The organism is Streptomyces sp. NPDC033178 (assembly GCF_055577685.1).
Genome location: NZ_JBVIPT010000010.1, coordinates 40066 through 66930, shown reverse-complemented (window position 1 = coordinate 66930; position 26865 = coordinate 40066). Strand labels below are relative to the sequence as shown.

The window sequence follows — 26865 nt, the reverse complement described above, 5'->3', positions numbered from 1 at the left end:
CCATGACCACCAACGAAACCTCCCCCAACGGCGCAGCGGTCAAGGACAAGCCCGACACCACCGAGCCGATCGTCGAGCTGAAGAGTGCGGGCAAGGCGTACGGCAACGTCCGCGCCCTGCACAGCGTCGACCTGGCCGTCCACCCCAGCCAGGTCACCTGTGTGCTGGGTGACAACGGCGCGGGCAAGTCGACGCTGATCAAAATCATCTCCGGGCTGCACCAGCACACCGAGGGCGAGTTCCTCATCGACGGCCACCCGGTGCAGCTGAGCAACCCGCGCGAGGCCCTCGACAAGGGCATCGCCACCGTCTACCAGGACCTCGCCACCGTCCCGCTGATGCCGGTGTGGCGGAACTTCTTCCTCGGCTCCGAGATGACCAAGGGCCCCTGGCCCGTCCGCCGCCTCGACATCGCGAAGATGAAGGCAACCGCGGACCAGGAACTGCGCCATATGGGCATCGTCCTGGACGACCTCGACCAGCCCATCGGCACCCTCTCCGGCGGCCAGCGCCAGTCCGTGGCCATCGCCCGCGCCGTCTACTTCGGCGCCCGCGTCCTCATCCTGGACGAGCCCACCGCAGCGCTCGGCGTCAAACAGTCCGGTGTGGTCCTGAAGTACATCGCCGCCGCCCGCGACCGCGGCCTGGGCGTCATCTTCATCACCCACAACCCCCACCACGCCTACATGGTCGGCGACCACTTCAGCGTCCTGCGCCTGGGCACCATGGAACTCTCCGCCGCCCGCGCCGACGTCAGCCTCGAAGAACTCACCAACCACATGGCCGGCGGCGCCGAACTCGCCGCACTCAAACACGAACTCGCCCAGGTCCGCGGCGTCGACGTCGAAGAACTCCCCGAAGAGGCAGACCTCAAAGCACCCACCGCCGCCGCCTCCTCGGAAGGAAAGGCCTCCTGATGGCCAACGCGCTCGACCGCATCCGCGTCGGCTCCGCGCCGGACTCGTGGGGCGTCTGGTTCCCCGACGACCCCCAGCAGGTGCCCTGGGAACGCTTCCTGGACGAGGTCTCCGAGGCCGGTTACTCCTGGATCGAGCTCGGCCCGTACGGCTATCTGCCGACCGACCCGGCCAAGCTCACCGACGAGGTGAACAAGCGGGATCTCAAGGTGTCGGCCGGCACGGTCTTCACCGCGCTGCACCGCGGCCCCGACGTCTGGGACGCCACCTGGGAGCACGTCAGCCAGGTCGCCGAACTGACCCGGGCGATGGCCGCGAAGCACCTGGTGGTCATCCCGTCCTTCTGGCGCGACGACAAGACCGCCGCGTTGATCGAGCCGCCGGAGCTGACGGTCCGTCAATGGTCGTACCTCGCCAAGGGCATGGAGCGCCTCGGCCACGAGGTGAAGGAGCGCTTCGGTCTCGACATCGTCGTGCACCCGCACGCCGACACGCACATCGACACCGAGGAGCACGTCGAGCGCTTCCTGGACTCGACGGACTCCGGCCTGGTCAGTCTCTGCCTGGACACCGGGCACTACGCCTACTGCGGCGGCGACAACGTCAAACTGATCGAGACGTACGGCGAGCGCATCGGCTATCTGCACCTCAAGCAGGTCGATCCGGAGATACTCGCGGACGTCGTCAAGAACGAGGTCCCGTTCGGCCCCGCCGTCCAGCGCGGTGTGATGTGCGAGCCGCCCAACGGCGTGCCCGCCCTGGAGCCGGTGCTGGACGCCGCGCAGCGCCTCGGTGTCGATCTGTTCGCCATCGTCGAGCAGGACATGTACCCCTGCCCGCCGGACAAGCCCCTGCCCATCGCGGTGCGCACCCGCCAGTTCCTGCGCTCCTGCGGCGCCTGAGAAGGGATCAACCGACCATGGCTCAGCGTGGAACGCTCGGCGTGGCCGTCATCGGCACCGGAAAGATGGGCGCCGATCATGTGCGGCGTCTCGGCCAAGTGACCAACGGGGCACGCGTCGCCGCGGTCGTGGACGTCGACGCGGAACGGGTCAAGCGGATCGCCGACGGCATCGAGGGCTGCACGGCCCACACCGACGCGGCCGCCGCGATGGCCTCGGACGGCGTCGACGCCGTACTGATCGCCTCCCCCGGCCCCGCCCACGAGGCGGCGCTGCTCACCGCCTTCGAGCACGACCTGCCCGTCCTGTGCGAGAAGCCGCTCACCCCGGGCTCGGCCTCGGCGCTGCGGGTCCTGGAGGCCGAGCAGAAGGTAGGGCACCGCCTGGTGCAGGTGGGCTTCATGCGCCGGTACGACACCGAGTACGCGAAGCTCAAGGCCCTGCTGAACACAGGGCAGTTGGGCCGGCCGCTGATGCTGCACAACCGGCACCGCAATGTCGCGACCCCGCCCGGCTTCACCAGCGAGATGCTCATCAACGACTCCGTCGTGCACGAGATGGACATCACGCGCTGGCTGCTCGGCCAGGAGATCACCGCGGTCACCGTGCTGAAGCCGACGCCGTCCGGCAACGCCCCGGAGGGCCTGCAGGATCCGCAGTTCGTCGTGTTCGAGACCGCCGACGGCGCGATCGTCGACGTCGAGATCAACGTCAACTGCGGCTTCGGGTACCAGGTACAGGCCGAGGTGGTCTGCGAACGCGGCACGGCCCGCATCGGTGACGGGCACGCCCTGGTCACCAACCAGGCGGGCCGCTGGGGCGGCACCATCGCCCAGGACTTCGTGGAGCGCTTCGAGGACGCGTACGACCGCCAGGTGCAGGCCTGGGTCGACGCCACCCGCCGCGGTGAGGTCACCGGGCCCAGCGCCTGGGACGGCTATGCCACGGCCGCGGTCTGCGAGGCGGGCGTCCGCGCCCAGACCGAGGGCGGCCGGATCGAGGTCGACCTCGTCGAGCGGCCGGCCTTCTACAGCTGACCGGACGAGAAAACTCTCTGGAGGGTGGCCCCGCACGACGGGTCCACCCTCCCGGCAATTGCGGACGAGGACACCCGGCCCGCTCCCCCCGCCGCTGTACGCACGACGCCCCGGGCCCCCTCAGAGGCCGACGGCGACGAGACCCGGGCAGTTCCTCAGCCGTTGGGCCGCAGGGTCCAGATGACCGTCATCTCGCCGGTCACGGCACCGTCCTCGCGCTGGATGGCGACGGCCACGGGGAACTCCGGCCGCTGCCCGGCGTCGAGTTCGGCGACGACGTCCTCGATGGAGCGCCCCAGCGTTGCGGTGGCCGTGACAGGCCCCCTGGCCAGCTTCTTGAACGCGATCTCGGCGGTCACGGGCAGCGGCACGGCCCGTGCGAGCTGGTCTCCGAACGCGGCCAGCACGACGGCGCCGCTCGCCGACTCCCCCAGCGTGAACATCGCCCCGGCATGCGGCCCGCCCACATGGTTGTGGTACTCGCTCTGGTCGGGCAGCGCGAGGACGGCCTTCTCCGGAGTGGTCTCCAGATACTCCAGCTTCAGGGTCCGCACCATGGGAACCGTGGCGGCGAGCATCTCGCCGATCGACATCTGGTCTGCGCTCATGGCGGGCACGTTACCCGCGAGTAGCCAGCCGTGACCAGTGGCGGAAAAGTGATCGCCGGGAACACCGGGGAACTCGCCCGCGGCGCGCGGATGTTCGCGTTCGAGAATGCCGGAGGGGCTTCGTTCGTACGGTACGTCTCCATAAGGACCCATCTGGGCCCTGATCCGGTACGTCCCTGACGAAGGGCAGTGACCCAACCGTGTCCGGGGCGGCACTAGGGTTACTGCCCATGTGGCCAGGAAACCAGCCGCCCGGGGGCGAGCAGAACCCGCAGGACCAGAACCAGAACCCGTACCAGCAGCCGGGGTACCAGCAGCCGAATCCGTATCAGCAACCCGGATTCCAGCAGACCGGACCTCAGACGCCGAACCCGTACACGCAGCCGGGGCAGCCCGGCTGGAGTGCGCCCGGTGTGCCGCAGCCTCCGCAGTCGCCTCAGGGCGGCGGTGACGGGAACGGGAACAGGACGAAGCTCGTCGCGATCGTGGCGGCCACGGCCGTCGTCATCGCGGCCGGTGTGACGGGCTTCCTGGTCCTGGGCGGCGACAAGGACGACGAGGCCGACGGCGACAAGGGCGGCAAGGCGAAGCAGTCACCGTCGTCGAGCGCGTCGAAGGACCCGAGCGCCTCCCCCTCCACCGGCGAGGACAACCCGCGCGGCACCGACGGCGAGAAGGCGACCATCGCGGGCTGGAAGGTCGTCATCAACCCCCGCTTCGGCACGATGTTCGACGTCCCCTCCGACTGGGAGATCGAGAGCACCGACACCAGTGTGGGCTTCGAGTGGGAGGAGAAGGGCAAGACCGACCGCACCACGGTCACCGCCCCCGCCTACCTCAAGTCCAAGTGGTGCACCACGGACAGCGACAAGGACGGCCGCGACGAGGACACCGCGCTGGCCACCGCCGGAACGCGCGGCGAGAACGGCGCCAAGGACTCGGCCGAGGCGGCCGAGACCCGTGTCCCGTGGTGGATCTTCGGCGGCTACACGCAGCCGGACAAGAAGAGCGTGAAGTTCGACAAGGCGAAGCCCTACACCACGAAGTCGGGCCTCGAAGGCAGCATCGCCACCGCGTACTCGAAGAACACGCCGCAGAACGGCAAGTGCGACAGCGAGGGCAAGGCGATCACCTTCGCGTTCAAGAACGGCGCGGGCGACTTCGTCACCTGGAACCTGTACGGCGCCAAGGGGGTCGGCGACGAGATCCCCGAGGCGACCGTCCAGAAGATCCTCAACACCGTGCGCCTCACCGAGGCCGCGCCCACGGACACGTGACGTCCGACGCGTGACAGCCGACGCGGGCGGAACAGGCTGAACAGCGGAACAGGCTGAACAGACGACAGGAAGAGGCCGACAAGTCGTTTGGCAAGCCGGTCCCGCGGCGGAGACAGTCGCCGGGTGAGACCTGCCGGCGACTCCCCCGCCGCCTGCGCCGCCCTGCCTGGACGGGCCGCAACTACACCCTGCTGACCGCCGCCGCGGCGGTGACGAACCTTGGCAGCCAAGGAGCGTTGATCGCGGCGGCGTTCGCCGTCCTGGACGAGGGCGGCGACGGCGGTGACGTGGGTCTGGTGGCGGCGTCCCGCACCCTCCCACTGGTGCTCTTCCTGCTGATCGGCGGCACGGTCGCGGACCGGCTGCCCCGGCACCGCGTGATGGTCGCGGCCAACAGGCCGAGATCGACCGCCGCGCGTACCGGATCGGTCCTCAGCCGATCCGGGTCAGTACTCAGCCGATGCTGAACGCCCCGTCGGGCGGCTCGGGCGACGGCACCGCGTCCTCGTCCCGTACGGGCCGCGCGTCGCCCACGAAGACCCGGAGCGTGTCCCCGTACTCGACCCGGGCCGGAAAGGCGTCGGCGGCCGTGCGGCGGGTGAGGGCGGGGGTGTCGAGCGGGCGGTGCGAGGCGACGAGTACCGCGTTGCCGAAGCGGCGGCCGCGCAGCACGCCTGGCTCGGCGATCAGCGCCAGCTCGTCGAAGACCGTGGAGAACGTGGCCAGTTGGGAGCGCAGGAAGGCGAAGGGCGTGGCGTCGGCGAGGTTGGCCAGGTACACGCCGTCGGCGCGCAGGACGCGCTCGGCCCCGCGGGCGTACGCCACCGAGGTCAGGTGCGCGGGGACCCGGGAACCGCCGAAGACGTCGGCGATCAGGACGTCGGCGGAGTCGGCGGGCGCGGATTCGAGCCAGGCCCGGGCGTCCGCGCCGTGCACCGTGATGCCCGCGTCGTCGGGGACGGGCAGATGCTCTGCGACTAGGTCGAGCAGCCCGCTGTCTGCCTCGACCACGTCCTGCCGGGAGCCCGGCCGGGTCGCCGCGAGATAGCGGGGAAGGGTGAGCGCGCCGCCGCCGAGGTGCAGCACGTCCAGCGCCCGTCCCGGTTCCGCGAGGGTGTCCAGGACGTGCCCGAGCCGTCGCGCGTACTCGAACTCCAGGTGCGTCGGCGCGTCGAGATCCACGTACGACTGAGGCGCCCCGTCGACCGTCAGGAGCCACGCCCGCTTCCGGTCGACGTCCGGCATCAGCTTGGCGGTCCCGTGATCCACGGCTCGCGTCACGGGTATCGGCTCGTCCACAGGTCCATTGTGCCCGTACGGGCACGGCCGGGCCGGACTCCGCCCGATCCCCGCCCCGTGCCACCCGCCCGGTGCCACCCGCTCCGTGCCACCCGCCCCGCGTCTCACCCGCGTCGCCCGCCTCACACGCCGATCGCTCCGTCGATGCGCTCGCGGAGCAGGTCGGCGTGGCCGTTGTGGCGGGCGTACTCCTCGACCATGTGGATGAGGACCCAGCGCAGCGACACCGGCCCGCGCCACGGGTCCTCACCCGCCAGGTCGAGGCCGGGCTCGTCGGCGACGAAGCCGTCGGAGAAGGCCACTTCGGCGCGCCAGGCTCCCCAGGCCTCGGCGATCACGGCGGGGTCGGCGGACGCTCCGTCGAAATCGCCGTCCGGGCACGCCTCCGAGGAGAAGAGCGCGGGCGCGTCCTGCCGGGCCAGTGCCCGCCGGAACCAGCGGCGCTCCATGTCGGCGAGATGCCGGACGATACCGAGCAGCGAGAGGGTGGAGGGTTCGACGGACCGCCGGGCCAACTCACCTGCCAGACCGGCACACTTCATCTCCAGTGTCGACCGCTGAGCGCCCAGGATGTCGAGGAGGAGCGTGCGTTCGTCGGCGGTGGCGGAGGTGCTGAAACGAAGGTCGTCCGCCTCGGCGACGGCGAATGTCTCGGCTCTTCGGCGGGGCTGCTGGGTCGTCATGGCCCCCATCCTCGGCCGCGGCGCGGCATGGGCGCACCCGCGTTTCGGCATCGTGCCGGTGCCCTCGGACACGCCGGTGCCCGCCTCCCGTACACAACGAAAGGCGGGCGCCCGCGCCGGAGTCAGCCGACAGCGGTCACCGTTCCGGCGCCGACCGTGCGGCCGCCCTCACGGATCGCGAAGCCGAGGCCCGGCTCCAGTGGCACGTCGCGCCCCAGCTCGACCGTCATGGTGACGGTGTCGCCGGGCCGCGCGATCGCCCGCTCGCCGAGGTCGACATCGCCGACGACGTCCGCGGTGCGGATGTAGAACTGCGGCCGGTAGCCGGTGGACACCGGTGTCGTGCGACCGCCCTCGCGCGCCGACAGGACGTACACCTGCGCGGAGAAGCGACGACTCGGTACGACGCTGTCGGGCGCCGCGACGATGTGTCCGCGGCGCACCGCGTCACGGGGTACGCCGCGCAGCAGCAACGCCACGTTGTCGCCGGCCTGCGCCTCGTCCATGGGCTTGCCGAAGGTCTCCAGGCCGGTGACCACCGTGTCCACGGCGGCGCCGAGCACTTCGACACGGTCGCCCACGCGGATCGTGCCGCGCTCGACGGCTCCCGTGACGACCGTGCCCCGGCCGGTGATGGTGAGCACGTTCTCCACCGGCAACAGGAACGGGGCGTCCAAGTACCGCTCGGGCATGGGCACATACGTGTCCACGGCGTCGAGCAGCGCGCCGATCGCCTCGGTCCACCGGGGGTCGCCCTCCAGCGCCCTGAGTCCGGAGACGCGTACGACCGGTACGGAGTCGCCCCCGTAGCCGTGCGCGGTCAGCAGCTCGCGGACCTCCAGCTCGACGAGGTCCGTCAACTCCTCGTCGCCCGCATCGGCCTTGTTGAGTGCTACGACGATGTGGTTCACGCCCACCTGCCGGGCGAGCAGCACGTGTTCGGCGGTCTGCGGCATGATCCCGTCGAGCGCGGAGACGACGAGGATCGCCCCGTCGAGCTGCGCGGCCCCGGTGACCATGTTCTTGACGTAGTCGGCGTGGCCCGGCATGTCCACGTGCGCGTAGTGCCGGGTGTCGGTCTCGTACTCGACGTGCGAGATGTTGATGGTGATGCCGCGCGCGGCCTCCTCCGGCGCGCGGTCGATCCGGTCGAAGGGAACGAACGTGCCGGAGCCGCGCTCGGCGAGGACCTTGGTGATGGCGGCGGTCAGGGTGGTCTTGCCGTGGTCGACATGACCCATGGTGCCGATGTTCAGATGTGGTTTGGTGCGCACGTAAGCCGTCTTGGGCATGGCAGTACCTCGAAGCCTCTTCGGTGTCAGCGGAGCTGAGTGATGGCCCCGGCGTCACAGCGGCCGGGACAGGGACCCCAAGGACTTGCCGACCCTCCCCCTGCGGGGTCCGCCGGACGATCCGGGAAGGGTCAGCTTCGGGCGCCGTCTGCGGCGGCCAAGTTGATCAGGACGGCAGCCTTCGGCGCGTCCGCGACTGCGGATGCTGCGAGGTGGAAGGCGTACCGGAACATGAGGAGATCATCGCCGACGCGGATGGCCTCGTCGAATGGTTTTTCGCGGCCGTGAGCCGCGGTGAGTCGGGGCTTTCCGCTGGTGCGTAAGGTGCCGATGTTCCGGTGTGAGGTGCAGGTGTTCCGGTGTGGGAGGTGCAGGTGTTCTGGTGCGTGGGGTGCAGGTGTTCTGGTCTGTCAGGTGCCGATGATCCGGCGGATCCGGTGTGTCAGGGGCCGACGTTCTTGAGCGCCTCACGCACGGACAGCGGTGAGAGCCGCTCCCGCTCGCCGGCGACGAAGTCCCGTACCGCCTGCGGATCCGTCTTGGCGTACTCGCGCAGACACCAGCCGATCGCCTTGCGGATGAAGAAGTCGGGGTGCGCGGACTGGCGGACGCAGTACCTGAAGAGGCGTTCGGTGTCGGTGGCGTCCTTGTGGCGGAGCTGGTGGAGGAGGGCGGTCCGCGCGACCCACAGGTCGTCGTCCTCGATCCACCTGTCCATGTCGGACTTCAGTTTCGGGTCGGCCGCCACGAGGCCTCCGACCACATGGGCGGCGAGTGCGTCGACGGTGTCCCACCAAGGGACCGTGGAGACGAGTTGACGTGCCACGGGCAGGAAACCGGACGAGAGACGCCTCACATGCCGGCGCAGATAGTCGACGGCGAAGTACTGGTACTCGCGCTCCGGCAGCCGCCAGCACCGCAGCGCCACCGCCGTGCAGTCGGCCTCGTCCGGACGCGGGGTTCCGTCGAGGACGGTCCGGGAGAGCGCACGGCGATCAGGCGTGGTCAGGCCCAGGAAAGGGGCGATGTCCTTCATGTACGCGCGCATCTCGCCGGCCCGCCGCGGATCGGCCGCCGCGGCGTAGGTGGCCGTGAGCCGCTCCAGCACGGTGTCCGCGAGGGCGCTGCGCGGCAGCTCCAAGTGGCCATCTGACGTTCCGGAAGCTGTGCCGCCCATGAGACGAACCATACGGCGATCACACACCTTGGTCAGTTAGTGTCACCGGATGCTCGATGCCACCACCCGCTCTGGGGGCACCGCCACGGCCGCTCCCCCGGTCCCCGCAACGGAACTCGTCCCCACCGAGTTCACCTCCGAGTTCGCCACCGCGCCGAGAGGTCTGACCGCCCGCTGCACGAGAGCACTGCTCTCTCCGTGGTCCCGGCTCTCGCTGCTGGTGTCGCTGCTGGTGTCGGCGGGCGCGACGGTGCTGTTGTTCGAGCCCCAGAAGCTGCTGGCCGACGGCTGGCCGCCCCAGCTGAACGGCGCGGCCGCGTCCGTGGTCTTCGCGGTGGCGTACGGGCTGTGCACGGTCGCGTTCGTGCCCCGGCCGCTCCTCAATCTGGCCGCGGGCGCCCTGTTCGGCTCGCAGCTCGGGCTCGGTGCCTCGCTCGCGGGTACGGTGCTCGGGGCCGGGATCGCCTTCGGGCTCGGCCGGATACTCGGGCAGGACGCGCTGCGACCGCTGCTCCGGGGCCGCTGGCTGACAGCGGCGGACGGCCAGCTCAGCCGTCACGGATTCCGCTCGATGATGGCCGCGCGGCTCTTCCCCGGAGTGCCGTTCTGGGCCGCGAACTACTGCGCGTCCGTCTCGCGCATGGGCTGGTTCCCCTTCCTCCTCGCCACGGGCCTCGGCTCGATCCCCAACACCGCCGCGTACGTCGTCGCCGGCGCCCGCGCCTCTACCCCGACGTCCCCCGCCTTCCTGATCGCCATGGCCTTCATCGCACTCCCCGCCCTCGCGGGAGCGATCATCGCCTGGCGCAAACGCCACCACTTCCGGGACCGCTGAGTCGGGCTCCCCGGGTGTCTGCCCGGGGACGCCCGGAACCGCGTGGCGACCCGGCAGACACCGTCGTCGTCGGGCGCGGGTGCGGCCTCCCGCAGTGGGCCGACGCCGCGCCTACGTACCTGCCTACAGCCCCTCCAGCACCATCGCGTTCGCCAGGCCGCCCGCCTCACACATCGTCTGGAGGGCATAGCGGGCGCCGCGCGCCCTCATGGCGTGCACGAGCGTGGTCGTGAGCCGTGCGCCGCTCGCGCCGAGCGGGTGGCCGATGGCGATCGCGCCGCCGTGGACGTTGACCTTGGAGAGGTCCGCGCCCGTCTCCTGCCGCCAGGCGAGGACGACGCTGGAGAAGGCCTCGTTCACCTCGAAGAGGTCGATGTCGTCGAGGGTGAGCGAGGCCCTGCGGAGCACCTTCTCCGTGGCGGGAACGACACCGGTGAGCATCAGCAGCGGGTCGGACCCGGTGACGGCGAAGCTGTGCAGCCGCGCAAGGGGCCGCAGACCCAGCCGGGCGGCGGTCTCGCTGGACGTGATGAGCACGGCGGAGGCGCCGTCGTTGACCGGGCTGGCATTGCCCGCGGTGACGTTCCAGTCGATCTGCGGGAAGCGCTCACCGAAGCCCGGGTCGTAGTAGGCGGGCTTCAGACCGGCCAGGACCTCCGTACTGCTGCCGGGCCGGACGCATTCGTCCCGCGTCACTCCGTCGAGAGGCGCGACCTCGTCGGCGAACAGCCCGCTCTCCCACGCCTCGGCGGCCCTGCGGTGCGACTCCACCGCGAAGGTGTCCATCTCCTCGCGCGAGATCGACCACTTGGCCGCGATCAGCTCGGCGCTGATCCCCTGCGGAATCAGCCCTTCGGGGTACCGCTCGGCGACTCCCGGCCCGAAGGGGTCCTTGCCCTCCGGCACGTTCGACCACATCGGGACACGGCTCATGGACTCCACTCCACAGGCCACGACCAAGTCGTACGCCCCCGAGATGACGCCCTGCGCCGCGAAGTGCACCGCCTGCTGGGAGGAGCCGCACTGGCGGTCGACCGTCGTCGCGGGCACCGACTCGGGGAAGCCCGCCGAGAGGACCGCGTACCGCGTGGTGTTCATGGCCTGCTCGCCGACCTGGTCTACCGTCCCGCCGATCACGTCGTCGATCAGCGCGGGATCGACGCCGGAGCGCTCGACGAGGGCGCGGAGGGTGTGGGCGAGGAGTTCCACGGGATGGACGTGGGCGAGCGAGCCGTTCGGCCTGCCCCGGCCTATCGGAGTGCGTACGGCTTCGACGATGACTGCGTCACGCATGGTCCGGCCCCTCGAAGTCATAGGGTTTGCTTTCCAAACCCACCATGTGACTCCACGGTAACCCAGTGGGTTGGAAGAACCAACCCACCCCCATAGACTGGATCGCATGAAGGACGCCCGCCCCTGCTCGATCGCCGACACCCTCGCGCTCGTCGGCGAGAAGTACTCCCTGCTCGTCCTGCGCGAGGTGACCCTGGGCGCCACACGGTTCGACCAGCTGGTCCGCAACATCGGCGCCCCGCGCGACGTGCTGACGAGCCGCCTGAAGAGGCTGGTGGACGCCGGCGTGCTGGAGAAGGTCGCGTACAGCGAGAAGCCGCCACGGTTCGAGTACCGGCCCACGCGGGCCGGTCTGGAGCTGGAGCCCGTGCTCCTCACACTCATGGCGTGGGGCGACCGCCATCTCAACGACGGTGATCGCCCCATGGTGCTCGAACACATCGGCGGCCCGGGACATGCGGGCGGCCACGAACTGGTCCCGGTCGTCACCTGCGCCGAGTGCGGCGAGGCGGTACGGCACGACGACCTGACGGCCCACCCGCAGGCCCCGGGGTGGACGGCGACGGGGCCCTCGGCGGCGTAGTCCGGACACCGCCGCTCACGTTCCCCGCCGAAACCGGGAGCAGGCCCCACCAGCACCGAAGGCACCTTCCCGCCGGAACCGGCAGCATGTCCCCAAGCAGAACCGGCAGCTCATTCCCGCCGGAGCCGGTGCTACGCCCCCCGGTACACGTCGAGCCGCCCGCACATCCCGAACTTCCCGTACGCGGACGGCTGTTCGGCCCGTACGACGGCGTCGGCGAGGTGGGACACGTTCCCCCGCTCAAGCCGGTCGAGCTGTTCCCCGGTCGCCGCGGCCGCCGCCTCGGCACCCCGCCGCCACCGCTCGCGCCACTCGGCGAGCCGGGGGCGTACGAGCTCGGCGGCGGCCCGCTGGAACGCGGCGAGCGGCTCGGGCCCGTCCGCCTCGCGCAGTGCCCGGTAGCCCTCCAGGGCGAGATCGCGCCGGGCGCGGGCGAACCGCTCCTTCTCCTCCTCGGGCGCGTCCGCCGGGATGACGGTCGCGGCGGCGTACGTCTCCGGGTCGGTCAGGTACTTCGGCGGCAGGGTGAGCACCGCGTCCCCGGCCTCCGGAAGCCCGCTGTTCTGCATGAGGACGGTGATGCGCAGTTCGTCCTCGTTGACGAGCCGGTGGATCGTGCCGGGCGTGAACCAGGCCACCGTGCCGGGCGCGAGCGACGTGACCTCGTACCCGGACGTGGTCAGGGTCTGCACCGAGCCCCGCCCGCCGGTGACGACGTACGCCTCCGAACAGGTCAGGTGCAGATGGGGAGTTCCGCCGCACACCCCGTCGTCGGCGGGCCAGTCGTAGACCGACAGGTGCGAGACTGCGACGCCTCCGGGGAGCCCGGCGAATCCGGTCGAGTCGGGGCCCGCGCTCACCACGGGTGCACCGCCAGGTACTTGGCGATCTCCTCGCGCTCCCAGGCACCGTCGGCGACGACGACGCGGTAACGACGGGCGAGGGTCTCGCCGGGTGCGAGCTCCAGCTCGTCGAAGAAGGCGAAGGAGGGGGCGACGGCCGCGAACGGCTCGTTGCGCACGAACCAGTGGGCCGGATGGGCACCGCCCTCGCCCGTGTGGTCGTTCTCGGGGGCGTGCGCGAAGACGAGCGTCGCGTACCCGTCGACGACGTCGTGCTCCGCGGAGTACGCGAGCCACGGTGCCTGCTCGCCCATCAGGTCGGGACCCTCACCGTCGGGCCCGATGATCCGGCCGTCCCGGAAGCCGCGGGGGCCGCGCCAGAACAGGCCCGTGTAGCCGGCCATCTCCCGCCCGGCCGTCGTGGGGCTGCCGAACCGCAGGGGTTCGTCACGGCGGTTGGTGACGGAGGTCGAGAAGGTCAGCGCCCAGGATCCGGACACCGGGTCCACGTCGTGCACCTCGACGCGGCGCTCCTCGTCCGCCCAGAGCGAGCCGTCGTACGGATGCCAGGTGAGCCGCTCGGAGATGACCACACGGTCGTTGTCGGCGCGCACCTCGTCGAACGAGACGTGCGTCATCGACCCGACCCGCTCAGGGAGTTCGAGATACCCCTCTCCGTGAACGTATGTGTTGCCGCCCCACAGGTTCGCCCCCGACAGATGCGAGGCGGTCATCTGCAGACCCTTGTGCCAGCGGTGGTCGTTGGGCCGGTAGTCCGTGACAACGTTGCCCGCGAGCGTCCTGAGCGGGTGCAGATACGGTTTCGGGGCCTCCCAGGCCGCCTCGGGGCCGTACACGTAGCTCAACAGGTCGACACCGGTGGTGGGTTCGGTGATCGTGATGCGGTCGCCGTGGGCGTGGACGATGCGCAGGCCGTCGTGTGCGGTCATGCCGATGCCTCCTCGTGCGTCGTGGGTGCCCAGCCGGGCGCGCCGCCGTGCAGGGCGGTGTAGTAGGGGTCGCCGGGCCCGATCTCGCCGGCGCGGACGGTGACGTCCGTGAAGGCCGACTTGTAGAGCGCGGTGATCAGCTCCAGGCTGGTGCGCCCGTCGGCGCCGCTGCTGCGCGGCCGCTCGCCCGCACGCATGCTGGCGACCAGGTCACGCAGCTGGGCCAGGTGCGAACTCGGCACGTCGGCGCCGAAGTTCTGCCAGGCCGCCACGTCCTCGACGGGCGCGTCCGGTGCCGGGGTGATGCGCCAGTTGTCGTTGCTGTGCTCGTAGAGATGGGTGAGTTCGACCGTCGCGTGCTCGCAGTCGATGCGGATCCGGCTGACCTCGTCCGGGCTGAGCACGCTGTTGACCACGGTCGCGAGCGCGCCGCTCTCGAAGCGTACGAGCGCGGTCGAGACGTCCTCCGTCTGCACGTCGTGCACCAGACGCCCGGCCATGGCCCGCACCTCGCTCCACGGCCCGAGCAGGTCGAGCAGCAGATCCATCTGGTGGATGCCGTGTCCCATGGCGGGCCCGCCGCCCTCGGTCTCCCACTTTCCGCGCCAGGGCACGGCGTAGTAGGCGGCGTTGCGGTACCAGGTGGTCTGGCAGTGCGCCACGAGGGGCCGCCCCAGGGCGCCGTCGGCGATCAGACGGCGTACGTGCCGGGCGCCCGAGCCGAACCGGTGCTGGAAGACGATGGAGGCGTACGGACCGCCCTCGGTGCCCTCCTCCGTCTCCACGGCGTCGAAGTCGGCGAGGGTCGGCACGGGCGGCTTCTCGCACCACACCCAGGCACCGGCGCGCAGGGCGGCGACGGTCTGGTCGCGGTGGAGGGTCGGCGGGGTGCAGATGGAGACGAGGTCCGGGCGCTGTTCCGCCAGCATCCGGTCGAGATCGGTGTAGCCGTGCGGAACACCGCCGTCCGCGCAGAAGCGCTTCACCGCGTCGGCGTCGATGTCGACCGCGGCGACGATCTCCACCTCGCCTTCCGCGGCGAGCGCGGCGAGTGCGGGCAGATGACTGCCGGAGGCGATGGCTCCGGTGCCGATGACGGCGGCCTTGATCCGGCGGCCGTCGAACGGAACGGCCGGCCGGGTCTCGCGCTCGGTGCTCTCGTACTGGTTGCTCGGGTGCTCGATGTCCTCGTGCTCGGTCGTCTTGCTGGTGGTGGCGTCGCGTGAGGTACGCATGGACGTGATCAGCACTCCATCGGACGTGACAGCGGTTCTGGCGGACGCCTGCCCTCCTCGGCGACCACTGGATGGCCACCGAGGGCAGCAAGCGCTTTCACTCCTCGCGGAAACGTAAGCGTCGGCATCGCGGCGGGTCAACACCCTGGTCACCGTGGCGGGGCCTGTGACGGGGAGGCCCTGTCGTCACACGCTCCCCGAGGGGCGCTACGCTGCCCCGGGCGCGCCTGATCACCGCAGACGACAACACGGCACGTCCGTCCGGCCATTCGCTCCGCTCCCGCCATCAGCACTTGGATCACGTAACTTCATGTCTTGGTTTGAATCCCTCATCCTCGGACTCGTCCAGGGGCTGACCGAGTTCCTTCCCGTCTCCTCCAGCGCGCACCTGCGGCTGACCGCGGCGTTCGCGGGCTGGGAGGACCCGGGAGCGGCCTTCACCGCGATCACCCAGATCGGTACGGAGACGGCGGTACTGATCTATTTCCGCAAGGACATCGCCCGGATCATCTCGGCGTGGTTCCGCTCGCTCACGAACAAGGCGATGCGGAGTGATCACGACGCGCAGATGGGCTGGCTGGTGATCATCGGCTCGATTCCGATCGGCGTGCTGGGCGTCACCCTCAAGGACCAGATCGAGGGGCCGTTCCGCGATCTGCGCATCACCGCGACGACGTTGATCGTGATGGGCATCATCCTCGGTGTCGCCGACCGCCTCGCGGCGCGCGACGAGACGGGCGGGAAGCACCGGGCCGCGAAGGAGCGCAAGTCGCTCCAGGACCTGAGTGTGAAGGACGGCCTGATCTACGGCATCTGCCAGGCGATGGCCCTCGTCCCCGGCGTCTCCCGCTCCGGCGCCACGATCAGCGGCGGTCTCCTCATGGGCTACACGCGCGAGGCCGCGGCCCGCTACTCGTTCCTGCTCGCCATCCCGGCGGTCCTCGCGTCCGGCGCCTTCGAGCTGAAGGACGCGAGCGAGGGCGGCCATGTCTCGTGGGGCCCCACGGTCTTCGCGACGATCATCGCTTTTCTGGTGGGTTACGCCGTTATCGCCTGGTTCATGAAGTTCATCACGACCAAGAGCTTCATGCCGTTCGTCTACTACCGCATCCTGCTCGGCATCCTGATCATCGTACTGGTCAGCATGGGCGCGCTCAGCCCGCACGCGGCCGAGTCGGCGGGCTGACGACCGCCGCACTCGCAGGCACTCCCGACATGACGAAGCCGCCCGCCTGATTTCCCCCGTGGCGGGCGGCTCGTGCTCGGTGTCCAGAGGTCTGACTCGGCGGCGGCGACGTAAGTGTCCTCGGCCGCTGGACGACACCGGCTCGCGCCGGCGACGGGATTCGAACCCGCGTCTCTCTCTTGACAGGAGAAGTAGCCGCAGCCTTCGCACCCGGACGTGAACCACCGTAGCGGGACGGGCACTTGGGGGCACTCGATTATCCGCGGGGTTCCACGGCTGTCCGCGGGGCTGTACGGCCATCCGCAGGGTCCGCGACCCCGGACCGTTTCACCCCTCCGGGAACGCCCGCGCCCACGGCTCCTGTTCGATCTCCAGCCCGTTGGCCACGTACGCGATGGTGCGGTACCAGCCCGCCAGGACCAGGAACTCCAGGGCTTCGAGTTCGTCGAGATGGGCGCGGAGAACGGTCCAGCCGTCGTCCGACAGGCGGGCCGTGTCGTGGAGTTCGTCCACGGCCCGGAGCAGGGCCCCCTGGCGTGGCGTCCAGGCCGGATCGGCCGGGGTCCCGGTCACCGTCAGGGGAATCCGCTCCGGACCCAGACCGGAGGCTTCGGCGTACGCGACCATGTGGACGCCCCACTCGTACGCGCAGCCGCAGCGGGCCGCCACCCTGGCGATGACCAGCTCGCGGTCGGCGTCGGAGAGCCGGCCGTGGACGAGCAGGCCCGCGCCGAGGGTCCGCATACGGGAGGCGAGGTCGGGGTGGCGCTGCAGGACCTTGAAGAGCATCAGGGGTTCATGGGTGACGCCGGGCGGCATCCAGCGGCGCAACTCACGTTCGGATTCGGGGTCATAGGGCGGCGTGACGCCCTCGATGCGTTGCTTCATGCCTTCCGACTCTTGCGCTTCTGAAATCGAAGCGCAAGAGTGGGAACGCAAAGGAACGCACCGGCAGTTGTCGGTTCGGTGAGGAACAGTCGCCGGTTCGCCGAGGCGCGCCGAGACACCGCGAGCGCCGCTTTGGCTGCGAACCGCGGCGAGGCAACCGACGGGGAGGGATGGCATCTTGGGCACGGCACCCCGTCCCGGTCGGCCCGTGCGCGGTTCGGCCACCGGTCGTCCCGTCATGGCCGCTCTGGACCTCCTGGGCCGCCGCTGGACGCTCCGCGTGATCTGGGAGCTCCACCGGAGCGGTGCGCCGATCGGCTTCCGCGACCTCCAGCGCCGCTGCGACGCCATGTCGTCCAGCGTCCTGTCCGCCCGCCTCACCGACCTCCGCGAGGCGGGCATCGCGGCGCCCACGGACGAGACGACCTGGCGCCTCACACCTCTCGGCGAGGACCTCGTGACGGCGATGGGGCCCCTGCTCGACTGGTCCCGCACCTGGGCCGAACAGCGGTGATACGGAACAGCGGCCGACTCTTTTCCCAACCCGTCGACCCTCAAACGTTTTTGGCGTGACCAACCACATACTGCATGGGTAGCCGTTTGGTAGCGCACTGTCAGTCCTTGGCCCTACGCTTGTGCGCATGTCCCCCAATTCCGTGAGCCCTGGTTCCGCGCGGTCTGCCGCCGTGCTGAATGAGCAGATCCGCGCGTTATGGATACGCGCCGGCGGTTCCCTGTCGGCCCAGGAGAGGGCCGAGTACGAACTGCTGGTCGTGCAGTGGGCCGCGGCGATCCGTCACGAGGTCATCGAGGCGGCGTGACGCCCGTGGCGTGATGTCCTCGGAGTGGTATCCGCGGAGTGAGGACTTCCTGAGCGTGCGGGCCCGCCACCCGGCCGGAGCCCTCTCGCCTCACCGGCCCCCTGCCACCCGCAGCACCGCTCCCGTCGCGTACGACGAATCCGGTGACAGCAGCCACGCCACGGCAGCCGCGACCTCCGCGGGATCCCCCGGCCGCCCGAGCGGAATCGACGGCGCCAGCCGGGCCGGGCGGTCCGGATCCCCCATCGCGGCGTGCATCTCCGTGTCGATGAGGCCCGGGGCGACGGCGTTGACGCGGATGCCGTCGGGGCCGAGTTCCTTCGACAGCCCCACCGTCAGCGCGTCGACCGCCGCCTTGGTGGCCGCGTAGTGGACGTACTCCCCGGGGCTGCCGAGCGTGGCGGCCGCCGACGACACGTTCACGATGACGCCGGCGCCCCGGAGCGCCATGTCGCGCGCGGCCCGGCGCGAACACAGCAGCGTGCCCAGGAGGTTGACCTCCACGACCCGGCGCAGCTCGGCGGTGTCCGTGTCGGCGAGCCGGCCGAGCGTGCCGGTCACTCCGGCGTTGTTCACCAGGCCCGTCACCGCCCCGAGCCGCTCGACCGCCGTGTCGAAGAGCCGCTCGACGTCCGCCTCGTCCGAGGTGTCCGCACGTACCGTCACGCATCGCGCCCCGGCCTCGCGCACGGCGCCCGCGGTGCGCTCCGCAGCCTCGTCGTCACGCGCGTACCCGACCACCAGGTCGTGACCGTCCGCCGCCAGCCGCAGGCAGGTCGCGGCACCGATCCCCCGACTGCCACCCGTGACGACCGTGACGGGACGAGACATGCGCGCTCCTTCGTGATCCGTGATCCCGCCCGTGTCGCTCGCAACGGGACGGTGATCGTCTCTCAGGACCGGGTTCGTACGTCCATACGGCGCACGACCGGTGAATATCACTGCACGCCCCTTGGCTCGGACCTTCCCGTGGCCAACACTGAGCCGATGACGCAGCGCGTGGAACTGGCTACGGTAATGGACCGGCTCGCGGTCGACGGACTGGTCACCGAGTACGCGGTGGCGGTCGACGACGGGGACTGGGAGGCGTACCGCGGACTGTTCGCGCCGGACGGGCGGGCGGACTACCGGTCGGCGGGCGGAATCGAGGGCGACGCGGGGCAGATCGCCGGATGGCTCGCGCAGACCATGGAGCTGTTCCCCATGCGGCAGCATCTGATCGTGAACCGGCGGGTGCGGTTTGGGGCGCTGGAGCAGGACACGGGCGACACGGCCAGGATCCAGGCGGACTACGTCAATCCGATGCGGTTCGCGGGACACGACGGCGGATCGACGGAGCCCGACTTCGTGTGCGGCGGCCGGTACGACTTCGGGCTGGTGCGTACGTACAACGGCTGGCGGCTGCGTGAGGTGGTCGTCCACGAGAAGTGGCGCCGGGCCACGCAGGCGCGGCAGGAACCCGCCGCCCATTGAGCCCACGGTCGGCCTGTTCGCGCGTGCCACCTGAGTGGATACCCCCTTACGTAGATCGTCCCGGTGCGCGCACACTGGAGTCACGCACCGTGCTTCGGGGGTCGAGGGAGGCGCTGCATGAAGCTGTCCGCCGCTGACTGGCGCCGACGCCTCGGCTCCCCCTGGTGGCGGGGCATCGCGGCCGTGCTCGCCGGTGCGCTGCCGATGCTGAGCTTCCCGTGGCCGTCCCTGTGGTGGTTCGCGTATGTCGCGCTGGTGCCGTGGATCCTGCTCGTCCGCTCGGCCCCGACGGGTCGGCGGGCGGCGTACGACGGCTGGCTCGGCGGGCTCGGTTTCATGTTGGCCGTGCATCACTGGCTGCTGCCGAGTCTGCATGTCTTCACGCTCGTGATAGCGGCGCTGCTCGGGGTGCTCTGGGCACCGTGGGGCTGGCTGACACGCAGGTTCCTCGCCGGTGTTCCCTCGGCGGGCCAGGTCGTCGCCGCCCTGTTCGTGCTGCCCTCCGCCTGGCTGATGGTCGAACTCGTGCGCTCCTGGGAGGGGTTGGGCGGTCCCTGGGGGCTGCTCGGATCGAGTCAGTGGGACGTGGAGCCCGCGCTGCGGCTGGCCTCGGTGGGCGGGGTGTGGCTGCTGAGCTTCCTGCTCGTCGCCGTGAACGTCGCGGTCGCCGTCCTCGTCGCCGTACGGCAGTCCCGTGTCCCCGCTGTGGCCGGGCTGGTCGCGACGGCAGCCGCCACCTCGGCGGCCTGGGTGTGGTCCCCGCGTCCGGACGTCGACGACCGCGTCCGGATCGCCGTCGTGCAGCCCGGTGTCATCGATGGAATCGGCAGCCCGGGGAAGCGTTTCGCACGCGAGGAGACGCTGACCAGGCAGTTGGCCGGGCAGGACGTGGACCTTGTGGTGTGGGGGGAGAGCAGTGTCGGCTTCGACCTCGCCGACCGGCCCGACCTCGCGGACCGGCTCGCCGCGCTGTCCCGCCAGGTGGACGCGGACATCCTGGTCAACGTGGACGCGCGCCGCTCCGACCGGCCCGGCATATACAAGAGTTCGGTGCTCGTGGGGCCCGAGGGTCCGACCGGCGACCGCTACGACAAGACGCGGCTCGTGCCCTTCGGCGAGTACGTTCCGGCCCGTTCCCTCCTCGGCTGGGCCACGTCCGTGGGCAAGGCGGCGGGCGAGGACCGTATGCGCGGCTCGAAGCAGGTTGTGATGAACGTCGGGAGCGGACTGCGGATCGGCCCGATGGTCTGCTTCGAGTCGGCGTTCCCCGACATGAGCCGTCATCTGGCGCGGGACGGCGCCGAGTTGTTGCTCGCCCAGTCGGCGACCTCGTCGTTCCAGCAGAGCTGGGCGCCCGAGCAGCACGCGTCGCTGGCGGCGCTGCGGGCCGCCGAGACGGGGCGGCCGATGGTGCACGCCACGCTCACCGGCGTCTCCGCGGTCTACGGCCCGAGCGGTGAGCGCGTCGGCTCCTGGCTCGGCACCGATGCCGGCGCCTCCGAGGTGTACGACGTACCGCTGGCACACGGTGTCACCCCGTACGCGCGGTTCGGCGAGTGGCCGGTGTACGCGGCGCTGCTGATCCTGGCCGCCCTGGGTGCCACGGAGGGTGCCCGGTCGTTGCGGGTCAGGCGGGCCGGTCCGTCACCGCGCGTACCACCCGCTCGCACAGCTCATGGGTCGCCAGCGCGTCCCGGGCGCTGAGCACCTTGCCCGCGCGCACCGCGTCGAGGAACGCGAGCACGACCTGCTCGATCCCGCGCTGCCTGGCCACCGGCACCCAGTCGCCGCGCCGGCGTATCGTCGGCTGGCCCTTGTGGTCGATGACCTCGGCGAGGTTGACGACCTGACGCTTGGTGTCCTGCCCGGAGACTTCGAGGATCTCCTCGTTCGAGCCGCTCAGCCGGTTCATCACGCCCAGCGCCGTGAACCCGTCCCCGGCGAGCTGGAGCACGACGTGGTGCAGCAGTCCGTCCTCGACCCGGGCCCGCACGGTCACGTCGTCGACCGGCCCCGGTGCCAGGAACCGCAGGGTGTCCACGACGTGGATGAAGTCGTCGAGGATCATCGTGCGGGGCTGTTCCGGCAGGCCGATGCGGTTCTTCTGCATCAGGATCAGTTCGCGCGGGTGGTCGGCGCACTGCGCGTAACCGGGTGCGTAACGCCGGTTGAAGCCGACGGCCAGGCTGGTGTTCCGCTCCTCCGCGAGCTTCACCAGTCGTTCGGAGTCGCCGAGTTCGTACGCGATCGGCTTGTCGACATACGTGGCCACGCCCGCTTCGAGGAGACGGGTCACGATCTCGGGGTGCGCGTGGGTGGGCGCGTGCACGAACGCCGCGTCGAGGTCCTGCGCGAGCAGCTCGGCGAGGTCGGTGTGGCGCTGCCCGGCCGGGAGGTGGAGGCTGTCGGCGACCCTGGTGAGGGTGGCGGGCGTCCGTGTGTGCAGATGCAGTTCGAGCCCCGGCCGGGTGGCGAGCACCGGCAGATAGGCCTTCTGCGCGATGTCTCCGAGTCCGATGCAGCCGACCTTCACAGGGGTCTCCTCCGGGGAACCGACATGTCTAGGGCGCGCTCACCCGTGTCTCCTCGGAAGCATACGGCGCCTGCGGCGGCCGCCAGTCGGCGATTCCGTCGAAACTCCGCAGGAAGAGGCCGGGTCCGGCCTTCGACACCGCGGCGACCGTGGCATTGCGCAGGGCCATGCCGGGACGGCTGCGCATCATGTTGAGACGCGCGACCTGGACCGCCTTGCGGGCGATGGCAGTCGTACGCGGTCTGCGCGCCGCCGTGTACGCGGCGAGGCCCGCGCCGAGCAGGTCCTCGCGCGGATCAGCGTGGTACGCGAGCACGATCGCGTCCTCGATGGCCTGGTTGCCGCCCTGCCCCAGGGTCGGCGGCATGGCGTGTGCCGCGTCGCCGATCAGCGCGACCCGGCCGGCGTGGAAGGCAGGCAGGGGCTCGGCGATGTGGTGGACGTCGTGGCGCAGGACGTCCTCGGGACGCGCGGCGTCGATGACGGCTGGAATCGGGTCGTGCCAGTCGCCGAAGAGCCGGACGAGCTCGGCCCGTTCGTCGTCGGACGCCCTGCCTCCGGCGGGAACACGGGCCGCGGCGTACGCGTACACCCTGCCGTCCTTGAGCGGATGCGTGCCCCAGATACGGCCCCGGCCCCATGTCTCGTGCGAGGCGAAGGTCGCTCCGGGCACCGGGATCACGACCCGCCAGGTGGTGAACCCGGAGTAGACCGGGCCCGGGTGGTCCGGGAACAGCGCCCGGCGTACGGCGGAGTGGATGCCGTCGGCGCCGACGACCAGTTCGGCCTCCAGGTCGCCGTCGGGGGTGCTGACACGGGCAGGGCGGTCGATGTCACCCGGATCCGCCAGGGCAGCCTCGGCCGCGGTGTGCACGGTGCCCTCGGGCAGCTGCGCGGCCAGGCTCTTGATGAGAGTGGCCCGGTGCAGCAGGACGAGCGGGCCGCCGAATCGCTCGGCCAGGGCGGCGGTGCTGCTCCGCGAGAGCCAGCGGCCGCCCGGGGTGCGCAGTCCGCCGTCGCCCTGCCAGGCCGCGAGGTCACGGATCTCGTCGCCCAGCCCGATGACGTCAAGAGCGCGCAGGGAGTTGGGCGCGAGGGAGATGCCGGCGCCGACGGGTTCCAGCGAACCGGCCCGCTCCAGGACGGTGACCCGCCGGCCGCACCGGTGCAGCGCCACCGCCGCGGTGAGGCCCCCGATGCCGCCGCCCACGACGACGGCGCGCGGTGACTGTGCCATGGCTCCTCCAACGATTCGACCCATTCCCTCGGTCCGGCGATTCCGGCCACTCGGCCGGTTCGCGCCGGTTCCGGCGACCTTGACGGCCCCCGACCTCCCGGTCACTACACCTGTAGTGACCGGACCTCTCGACCGTACTACAGATGTAGTTCCGAGGGTAGATTGGCTGTCATGCCCGTACGCAGCACCGGCGCGGCCCGTGCCGATCTCATCGCCGACACCGCTCTCGACCTGCTCGCCGAGCTCGGCATGCGCGGCCTCACGCACCGCGCCGTCGACACGGCGGCCGGACTTCCGCCGGGGTCCACGTCCAATCTCGCCCGGACCAGGCTCGCCCTGCTGGAGGCGGCGGTGCGGCGGCTCGCGGAGCGCGAGGCGCGGGTGCTCGGTCTGGACGAGATGCCGGATCCGCAGGGCGGGCTCGACTCGCTGGCGGAGGGGCTGGCTCTGGCGGTGCATCGCTCACTCACCGGAAACCGTGAACTACTCATCGCCCGCTATGAGTTGGCGCTGGAGGCGACACGTCGGCCGGAACTGCGGGAGTTCTTCGACGCCACCGGGCGGCAGTTCCGGGACGCGCTCACCGGCATGCTGACGGCGGCGGGTTCGCGGGATCCGGCACGGCACGTGCTGTCGCTGGTGGCCTGGGCGGACGGCCTGATGTTCTCGTGCGCGGCGGGTTCGTACCACGCGGACGTGCCGGCCCTCGGCGAGGTGCGGGCCGGACTGCGGGAGGTCCTGGAGGGCATGCTGCGGCGCTGACAGCCACGGCGGGCGGCACGGCCCGCAAAGGGCAGCAGGCGGCACGTCCCGGATCACGTCCCGGATAAGGAGTGGGCCGCCGGTCGGCCCTCCGCGATGATGCGGGCATGACCATTGAACGCAGTGAACCCGCGATCGACGCCGACGAACGAGCGATGCTGGAGGGCTGGCTCGACTACCACCGCGAAACCCTCGCCTGGAAGTGCCAGGACCTGGACGACGCCCAGCTCAGGACCGCCTCGGTGCCGCCGTCCGAGCTCTCCCTGCTCGGGCTCGTCCGGCACATGGCGGAGGTGGAGCGCAGTTGGTTCCGCAAGGTGCTCGTGGGCGACGATCCCGGGCCGATCTACTACAGCGACGAGGACCGCGACGGCGAGTTCCACCTCACCGAGGAGGACACCTGGGAGGAGGCGTACGGCACCTGGCAGCGGGAGATCGAGGTCGCCCGGCGGAACACGGCGCGCCTCGCACTCGACGACCTGTCCGCAGGCAGGAGCAGGTCCACCGACAAGCCGTTCAACCTGCGCTGGATCTACACCCACATGATCGAGGAGTACGCGCGCCACAACGGTCACGCCGACCTGATCCGCGAACGGATCGACGGGGTCACGGGCGACTGAGGTGCACACGGGGCGCTGAGGTACCACGGGGTGACGGGGCCGACGACCATCGGACTTGGGCACCGCGGGCTGGGCACCAGGGCTCGGGCGCCGGTCGTTCACCCATGCGGGGCATTCTCCGCTTGTCAGCTCCCCAAATGGGGGCTGACACAGCAGAGTTGCGCGGGTGCATCGAACCGCGACCACCGCAACGCTCCTGGTCACCGTAGCTGTCTCGGCCGTCTCAGGCTGTGTGACCGTCCAGCGACCGCTCGCTCCCGGCGCCCCGTCCGGGCCCGCTCCGGCCTCGGAACCGCGCCAGGACGGCAGGGCCGAGCCCCAGATCGTGCAGGCGCCGGCCCGGGAGGCCCTGGAGATGATCGGCCCGTCCCGGCGCCCGTCGGCACCCGCGTCCACGCCCCGCCGTACGGTCCCTTCGGCACCCGCCGCGGCACCGGCGGCCCCTCCCCGTCGCGCCGCCGCCGATCCGCCGCGGCACCCGGAGCCCCAGCGGCCGGAGCGCCCCGCGGTTCCCCGTCAGCCCAGGGCGACGGCTCCGGTGGGCACGGATGTGTGCGCCTTGGGCAGGCAGTACGGCGGCTGGAACCCGGACAGCCCGCAGGCGACCATCTGCAAGGACGTGTACGGACGTTGACCGACCGGGGCGCTGGTCCACGTGGGCGCCGATCCACGGGGCTGCGCGCGGCGTAGCGGCCCGGACCTGACCTGGCGACGTACACCCGGACGACAGCGCGACGGCCTCTAGGGCCGCTGCCGCGGCGGCCCCAGCGTCTCGCCACCCGGCCCTCTCCCCTGACCCGGCGTCTGACCCGGCGCCGGTTCGGGGTCCCCGCCCGACGGCCCCTCCTCGTCGAGCCTCAGCTCCAGGCGGCCGATGCCCGCCCGGACACCGTCCCCGTACGCGTCGTCGCCGAGTACGCCCACGGTGTCGCGGGCTCTGCGCAGATGGCTGCGGGCGGCCTCGGAGTGGCCGAGGTTCGCGTAGTCGACGGCAAGGCTCAGATGCAGGGAGGGATAGAAGGCCCGCACCGCGAGCGACTGCTGGTGCTCCGCCATCCGCGCGTCCGTCAGTGCGTCCGCCGCCGCCAAGGCCCGCAGGTCCCAGGCCAGTTCGTCCGAGGGGTCGTCCTGGGCGTCGGCCATGTAGTGCGCGAGTGTGCAGCGGTGCAGCGCGTCGCCGTCCTCGCCGATCTCGGCCCACAGGTCCAGGAAGCGGCCTCGGGCCTCTTCGCGGTCACCGCCGTGGAGGAGCATGGCGACCTGCCCGATCCTGGTCATCATCGCGTCCGCCGCCGCCTGTTCCTGTTGCTCCGCCACCGGATCGTCCTCCACGCTCGTCCGCCGGCCGCAGCGCCCGCGCCGGTCGTTCCGTCACCTCTCCCGACGCTAACGGCAGACACGGACAATCGAGCTCAGGCAGCCCCGAGGGCCCCGCGCGCCACTGGGCCAGGACGGTGACGAACGATCCACCGGCCGACCTGACCGGACCCGCCGACCGCCGGACCAGGTGCACCGGCCGGCCGAACCGGTCCGCCGACCAGTCGGACCGATCCCCCGAACCAACAGAACCCGGCCCGGCGTGCGGCCGGACCGGGTCCTCGTAACGGCAGGTCGTGACGGCGGCTCGTGGCGCACGCCGTGGTGACGGTGGGGCGATGGGGACGACGTGGTGACGTGATGTCAGCCGAGGTCGGGGATCCGCCAGTCGATCGGGTCGTGACCCTGCTCGGCGACCGCCTCGTTGATCTGCGTGAACGGATGCGAGCCGAAGAACTTCTTCGCGGACAGCGGAGAGGGGTGCGCGCCCTTCACCACGATGTGCCGCTCCTCGTCGATGAGCGGGAGCTTCTTCTGCGCGTAGTTGCCCCACAGGACGAAGACCGCCGGGTCGGGCCGGTCGGCCACCGCCCGGATCACCGCGTCCGTGAACTTCTCCCAGCCCTTCCCCTTGTGCGAGTTGGCCTCGCCGGAGCGGACCGTCAGCACCGCGTTGAGCAGCAGGACGCCCTGCTCGGCCCACGGCATCAGATAGCCGTTGTCCGGGATCGGCGTGCCCAGCTCCGCCTGCATCTCCTTGTAGATGTTGCGCAGCGAGGGCGGGGTCCTCACACCCGGACGGACGGAGAAGCACAGGCCGTGGCCCTGGCCCTCGCCGTGGTACGGGTCCTGGCCGAGGACGAGCACCTTCACGCTCTCGTACGGCGTCGCGTCGAGCGCGGCGAAGACCTCCTCGCGCGGCGGGTAGACGGGACCCTTCTCGCGCTCCTCCTCGACGAACTCGGTGAGCTCCTTGAAGTAGGGCTTCTGGAGCTCTTCGCCCAGGACGCCGCGCCAGGACTCGGGCAGCATGGCGGTGTCGGTCACGTCAACTTCCTCCGGTGTGCGCTCACTTCACGGCCGCGGAACACACGGCCG

Annotated in this window: 29 protein-coding genes and 1 pseudogene; 15 read left to right on the top strand and 15 right to left on the bottom strand. The window is 70.9% G+C overall.

Annotated features, from left to right (window positions below):
• Nucleotides 1-2 precede the first annotated feature (2 nt).
• From ACZ5VQ_RS24615 to ACZ5VQ_RS24605, 3 genes are read left to right on the top strand one after another with little or no spacing between them, the layout of a single operon-like run.
• Nucleotides 3-917 carry an ATP-binding cassette domain-containing protein gene (locus ACZ5VQ_RS24615; protein WP_469106741.1) on the top strand — a complete coding sequence of 305 codons (915 nt, stop codon included), beginning with the start codon at nt 3-5 and terminating at the stop codon, nt 915-917.
• A complete protein-coding gene (locus tag ACZ5VQ_RS24610; RefSeq protein WP_469106740.1) occupies nt 917-1819 on the top strand; it encodes a sugar phosphate isomerase/epimerase family protein in 903 nt (300 codons plus the stop codon). Before ACZ5VQ_RS24615 ends, ACZ5VQ_RS24610 begins: the two co-directional genes overlap by 1 nt.
• A 17-nt stretch (nt 1820-1836) precedes the next feature.
• Nucleotides 1837-2856: a Gfo/Idh/MocA family protein gene (locus ACZ5VQ_RS24605; RefSeq protein ID WP_469106739.1), complete on the top strand. Its 1020-nt coding sequence runs from the start codon at nt 1837-1839 to the stop codon at nt 2854-2856.
• 155 nt (nt 2857-3011) lie between these two features.
• Here ACZ5VQ_RS24605 and ACZ5VQ_RS24600 read toward each other — a convergent pair whose 3' ends face one another.
• Nucleotides 3012-3449, bottom strand: a complete 438-nt coding sequence (locus ACZ5VQ_RS24600; RefSeq protein ID WP_362085392.1) for a DUF4442 domain-containing protein — start codon at nt 3447-3449, stop codon at nt 3012-3014.
• A 245-nt stretch (nt 3450-3694) separates the two neighbouring features.
• Here ACZ5VQ_RS24600 and ACZ5VQ_RS24595 point away from each other — a divergent pair, with 245 nt between their 5' ends.
• Both ACZ5VQ_RS24595 and ACZ5VQ_RS24590 read left to right on the top strand, forming a co-directional pair.
• Nucleotides 3695-4741 carry a DUF8017 domain-containing protein gene (locus tag ACZ5VQ_RS24595; RefSeq protein ID WP_469106738.1) on the top strand — a complete coding sequence of 349 codons (1047 nt, stop codon included), beginning with the start codon at nt 3695-3697 and terminating at the stop codon, nt 4739-4741.
• 152 nt (nt 4742-4893) lie between these two features.
• Nucleotides 4894-5187, top strand: a pseudogene (locus tag ACZ5VQ_RS24590) (MFS transporter); the annotation flags it as partial.
• Between the two features lie 7 nt (nt 5188-5194).
• On the opposite strand, the gene ACZ5VQ_RS24585 reads toward ACZ5VQ_RS24590, so the two are convergent.
• The 4 genes from ACZ5VQ_RS24585 to ACZ5VQ_RS24570 form a co-directional block, all read right to left on the bottom strand.
• Entirely contained in the window at nt 5195-6040 is an 846-nt protein-coding gene (locus tag ACZ5VQ_RS24585) for a spermidine synthase (protein ID WP_469106737.1), read from the bottom strand.
• 122 nt (nt 6041-6162) lie between these two features.
• A complete protein-coding gene (locus ACZ5VQ_RS24580) occupies nt 6163-6723 on the bottom strand; it encodes a DinB family protein (RefSeq protein ID WP_469106736.1) in 561 nt (186 codons plus the stop codon).
• Between the two features lie 122 nt (nt 6724-6845).
• Complete coding sequence (tuf, locus tag ACZ5VQ_RS24575) at nt 6846-8015, bottom strand: elongation factor Tu (RefSeq protein ID WP_469106735.1); 1170 nt, start codon at nt 8013-8015, stop codon at nt 6846-6848.
• Nucleotides 8016-8457: 442 nt separating this feature from the next.
• Complete coding sequence (locus ACZ5VQ_RS24570; RefSeq protein WP_469106734.1) at nt 8458-9192, bottom strand: DNA alkylation repair protein; 735 nt, start codon at nt 9190-9192, stop codon at nt 8458-8460.
• Between the two features lie 49 nt (nt 9193-9241).
• Between ACZ5VQ_RS24570 and ACZ5VQ_RS24565 the strand changes: the two genes are divergently transcribed.
• Nucleotides 9242-10027: a TVP38/TMEM64 family protein gene (locus tag ACZ5VQ_RS24565; RefSeq protein ID WP_469106733.1), complete on the top strand. Its 786-nt coding sequence runs from the start codon at nt 9242-9244 to the stop codon at nt 10025-10027.
• Nucleotides 10028-10150: 123 nt separating this feature from the next.
• Here ACZ5VQ_RS24565 and ACZ5VQ_RS24560 read toward each other — a convergent pair whose 3' ends face one another.
• Entirely contained in the window at nt 10151-11320 is a 1170-nt protein-coding gene (locus tag ACZ5VQ_RS24560) for a thiolase family protein (protein WP_469106732.1), read from the bottom strand.
• Nucleotides 11321-11426: 106 nt separating this feature from the next.
• Here ACZ5VQ_RS24560 and ACZ5VQ_RS24555 point away from each other — a divergent pair, with 106 nt between their 5' ends.
• Complete coding sequence (locus tag ACZ5VQ_RS24555) at nt 11427-11903, top strand: winged helix-turn-helix transcriptional regulator (RefSeq protein ID WP_469106731.1); 477 nt, start codon at nt 11427-11429, stop codon at nt 11901-11903.
• Nucleotides 11904-12034: 131 nt separating this feature from the next.
• On the opposite strand, the gene ACZ5VQ_RS24550 is transcribed toward ACZ5VQ_RS24555, so the two are convergent.
• The 3 genes from ACZ5VQ_RS24550 to ACZ5VQ_RS24540 are packed head-to-tail and all read right to left on the bottom strand — an operon-like array spanning nt 12035 to nt 14945.
• Nucleotides 12035-12763: a cupin domain-containing protein gene (locus ACZ5VQ_RS24550; RefSeq protein ID WP_469106730.1), complete on the bottom strand. Its 729-nt coding sequence runs from the start codon at nt 12761-12763 to the stop codon at nt 12035-12037.
• Nucleotides 12760-13695: a DUF6807 domain-containing protein gene (locus ACZ5VQ_RS24545; protein ID WP_469106729.1), complete on the bottom strand. Its 936-nt coding sequence runs from the start codon at nt 13693-13695 to the stop codon at nt 12760-12762. Before ACZ5VQ_RS24545 ends, ACZ5VQ_RS24550 begins: the two co-directional genes overlap by 4 nt.
• The gene (locus ACZ5VQ_RS24540) at nt 13692-14945 is read right to left on the bottom strand and encodes a Gfo/Idh/MocA family protein (protein WP_469106728.1); all 1254 of its coding nucleotides are present in this window, start codon (nt 14943-14945) and stop codon (nt 13692-13694) included. The genes ACZ5VQ_RS24545 and ACZ5VQ_RS24540 overlap by 4 nt, the downstream gene beginning before the upstream one ends.
• A gap of 295 nt (nt 14946-15240) precedes the next feature.
• Between ACZ5VQ_RS24540 and ACZ5VQ_RS24535 the strand changes: the two genes are divergently transcribed.
• The gene (locus tag ACZ5VQ_RS24535; RefSeq protein ID WP_328846768.1) at nt 15241-16116 is read left to right on the top strand and encodes an undecaprenyl-diphosphate phosphatase; all 876 of its coding nucleotides are present in this window, start codon (nt 15241-15243) and stop codon (nt 16114-16116) included.
• A gap of 327 nt (nt 16117-16443) precedes the next feature.
• Here ACZ5VQ_RS24535 and ACZ5VQ_RS24530 read toward each other — a convergent pair whose 3' ends face one another.
• Complete coding sequence (locus ACZ5VQ_RS24530; protein WP_469106727.1) at nt 16444-17004, bottom strand: carboxymuconolactone decarboxylase family protein; 561 nt, start codon at nt 17002-17004, stop codon at nt 16444-16446.
• A 175-nt stretch (nt 17005-17179) separates the two neighbouring features.
• Between ACZ5VQ_RS24530 and ACZ5VQ_RS24525 the strand changes: the two genes are divergently transcribed.
• Both ACZ5VQ_RS24525 and ACZ5VQ_RS24520 read left to right on the top strand, forming a co-directional pair.
• The gene (locus tag ACZ5VQ_RS24525) at nt 17180-17518 is read left to right on the top strand and encodes a winged helix-turn-helix transcriptional regulator (RefSeq protein ID WP_383388721.1); all 339 of its coding nucleotides are present in this window, start codon (nt 17180-17182) and stop codon (nt 17516-17518) included.
• Nucleotides 17519-17645: 127 nt separating this feature from the next.
• The gene (locus ACZ5VQ_RS24520) at nt 17646-17825 is read left to right on the top strand and encodes a hypothetical protein (RefSeq protein ID WP_055617124.1); all 180 of its coding nucleotides are present in this window, start codon (nt 17646-17648) and stop codon (nt 17823-17825) included.
• 90 nt (nt 17826-17915) lie between these two features.
• On the opposite strand, the gene ACZ5VQ_RS24515 is transcribed toward ACZ5VQ_RS24520, so the two are convergent.
• Nucleotides 17916-18656, bottom strand: a complete 741-nt coding sequence (locus ACZ5VQ_RS24515) for an SDR family NAD(P)-dependent oxidoreductase (protein WP_469106726.1) — start codon at nt 18654-18656, stop codon at nt 17916-17918.
• A 156-nt stretch (nt 18657-18812) separates the two neighbouring features.
• Between ACZ5VQ_RS24515 and ACZ5VQ_RS24510 the strand changes: the two genes are divergently transcribed.
• A complete protein-coding gene (locus tag ACZ5VQ_RS24510; RefSeq protein WP_362085275.1) occupies nt 18813-19298 on the top strand; it encodes a nuclear transport factor 2 family protein in 486 nt (161 codons plus the stop codon).
• 117 nt (nt 19299-19415) lie between these two features.
• A complete protein-coding gene (gene lnt / locus ACZ5VQ_RS24505; RefSeq protein ID WP_469106725.1) occupies nt 19416-21002 on the top strand; it encodes an apolipoprotein N-acyltransferase in 1587 nt (528 codons plus the stop codon).
• Here the strand turns inward: lnt and ACZ5VQ_RS24500 are convergent.
• Entirely contained in the window at nt 20926-21831 is a 906-nt protein-coding gene (locus ACZ5VQ_RS24500) for a Gfo/Idh/MocA family protein (protein ID WP_469106724.1), read from the bottom strand. The two genes, lnt and ACZ5VQ_RS24500, sit on opposite strands and share 77 nt — an antisense overlap.
• A 28-nt stretch (nt 21832-21859) precedes the next feature.
• Complete coding sequence (locus ACZ5VQ_RS24495) at nt 21860-23068, bottom strand: FAD-dependent monooxygenase (RefSeq protein ID WP_469106723.1); 1209 nt, start codon at nt 23066-23068, stop codon at nt 21860-21862.
• A gap of 171 nt (nt 23069-23239) precedes the next feature.
• Between ACZ5VQ_RS24495 and ACZ5VQ_RS24490 the strand changes: the two genes are divergently transcribed.
• From ACZ5VQ_RS24490 to ACZ5VQ_RS24480, 3 genes are all read left to right on the top strand, one after another.
• Nucleotides 23240-23830 carry a TetR/AcrR family transcriptional regulator gene (locus ACZ5VQ_RS24490; protein WP_469106722.1) on the top strand — a complete coding sequence of 197 codons (591 nt, stop codon included), beginning with the start codon at nt 23240-23242 and terminating at the stop codon, nt 23828-23830.
• Nucleotides 23831-23937: 107 nt separating this feature from the next.
• Nucleotides 23938-24450: a DinB family protein gene (locus ACZ5VQ_RS24485; protein ID WP_469106721.1), complete on the top strand. Its 513-nt coding sequence runs from the start codon at nt 23938-23940 to the stop codon at nt 24448-24450.
• A 166-nt stretch (nt 24451-24616) separates the two neighbouring features.
• A complete protein-coding gene (locus ACZ5VQ_RS24480; RefSeq protein WP_469106720.1) occupies nt 24617-25084 on the top strand; it encodes a hypothetical protein in 468 nt (155 codons plus the stop codon).
• Nucleotides 25085-25191: 107 nt separating this feature from the next.
• On the opposite strand, the gene ACZ5VQ_RS24475 is transcribed toward ACZ5VQ_RS24480, so the two are convergent.
• Nucleotides 25192-25767, bottom strand: a complete 576-nt coding sequence (locus ACZ5VQ_RS24475; RefSeq protein WP_469106719.1) for a hypothetical protein — start codon at nt 25765-25767, stop codon at nt 25192-25194.
• 363 nt (nt 25768-26130) lie between these two features.
• Nucleotides 26131-26814: a uracil-DNA glycosylase gene (locus tag ACZ5VQ_RS24470; RefSeq protein WP_362085298.1), complete on the bottom strand. Its 684-nt coding sequence runs from the start codon at nt 26812-26814 to the stop codon at nt 26131-26133.
• Between the last annotated feature and the right edge of the window lie 51 nt (nt 26815-26865).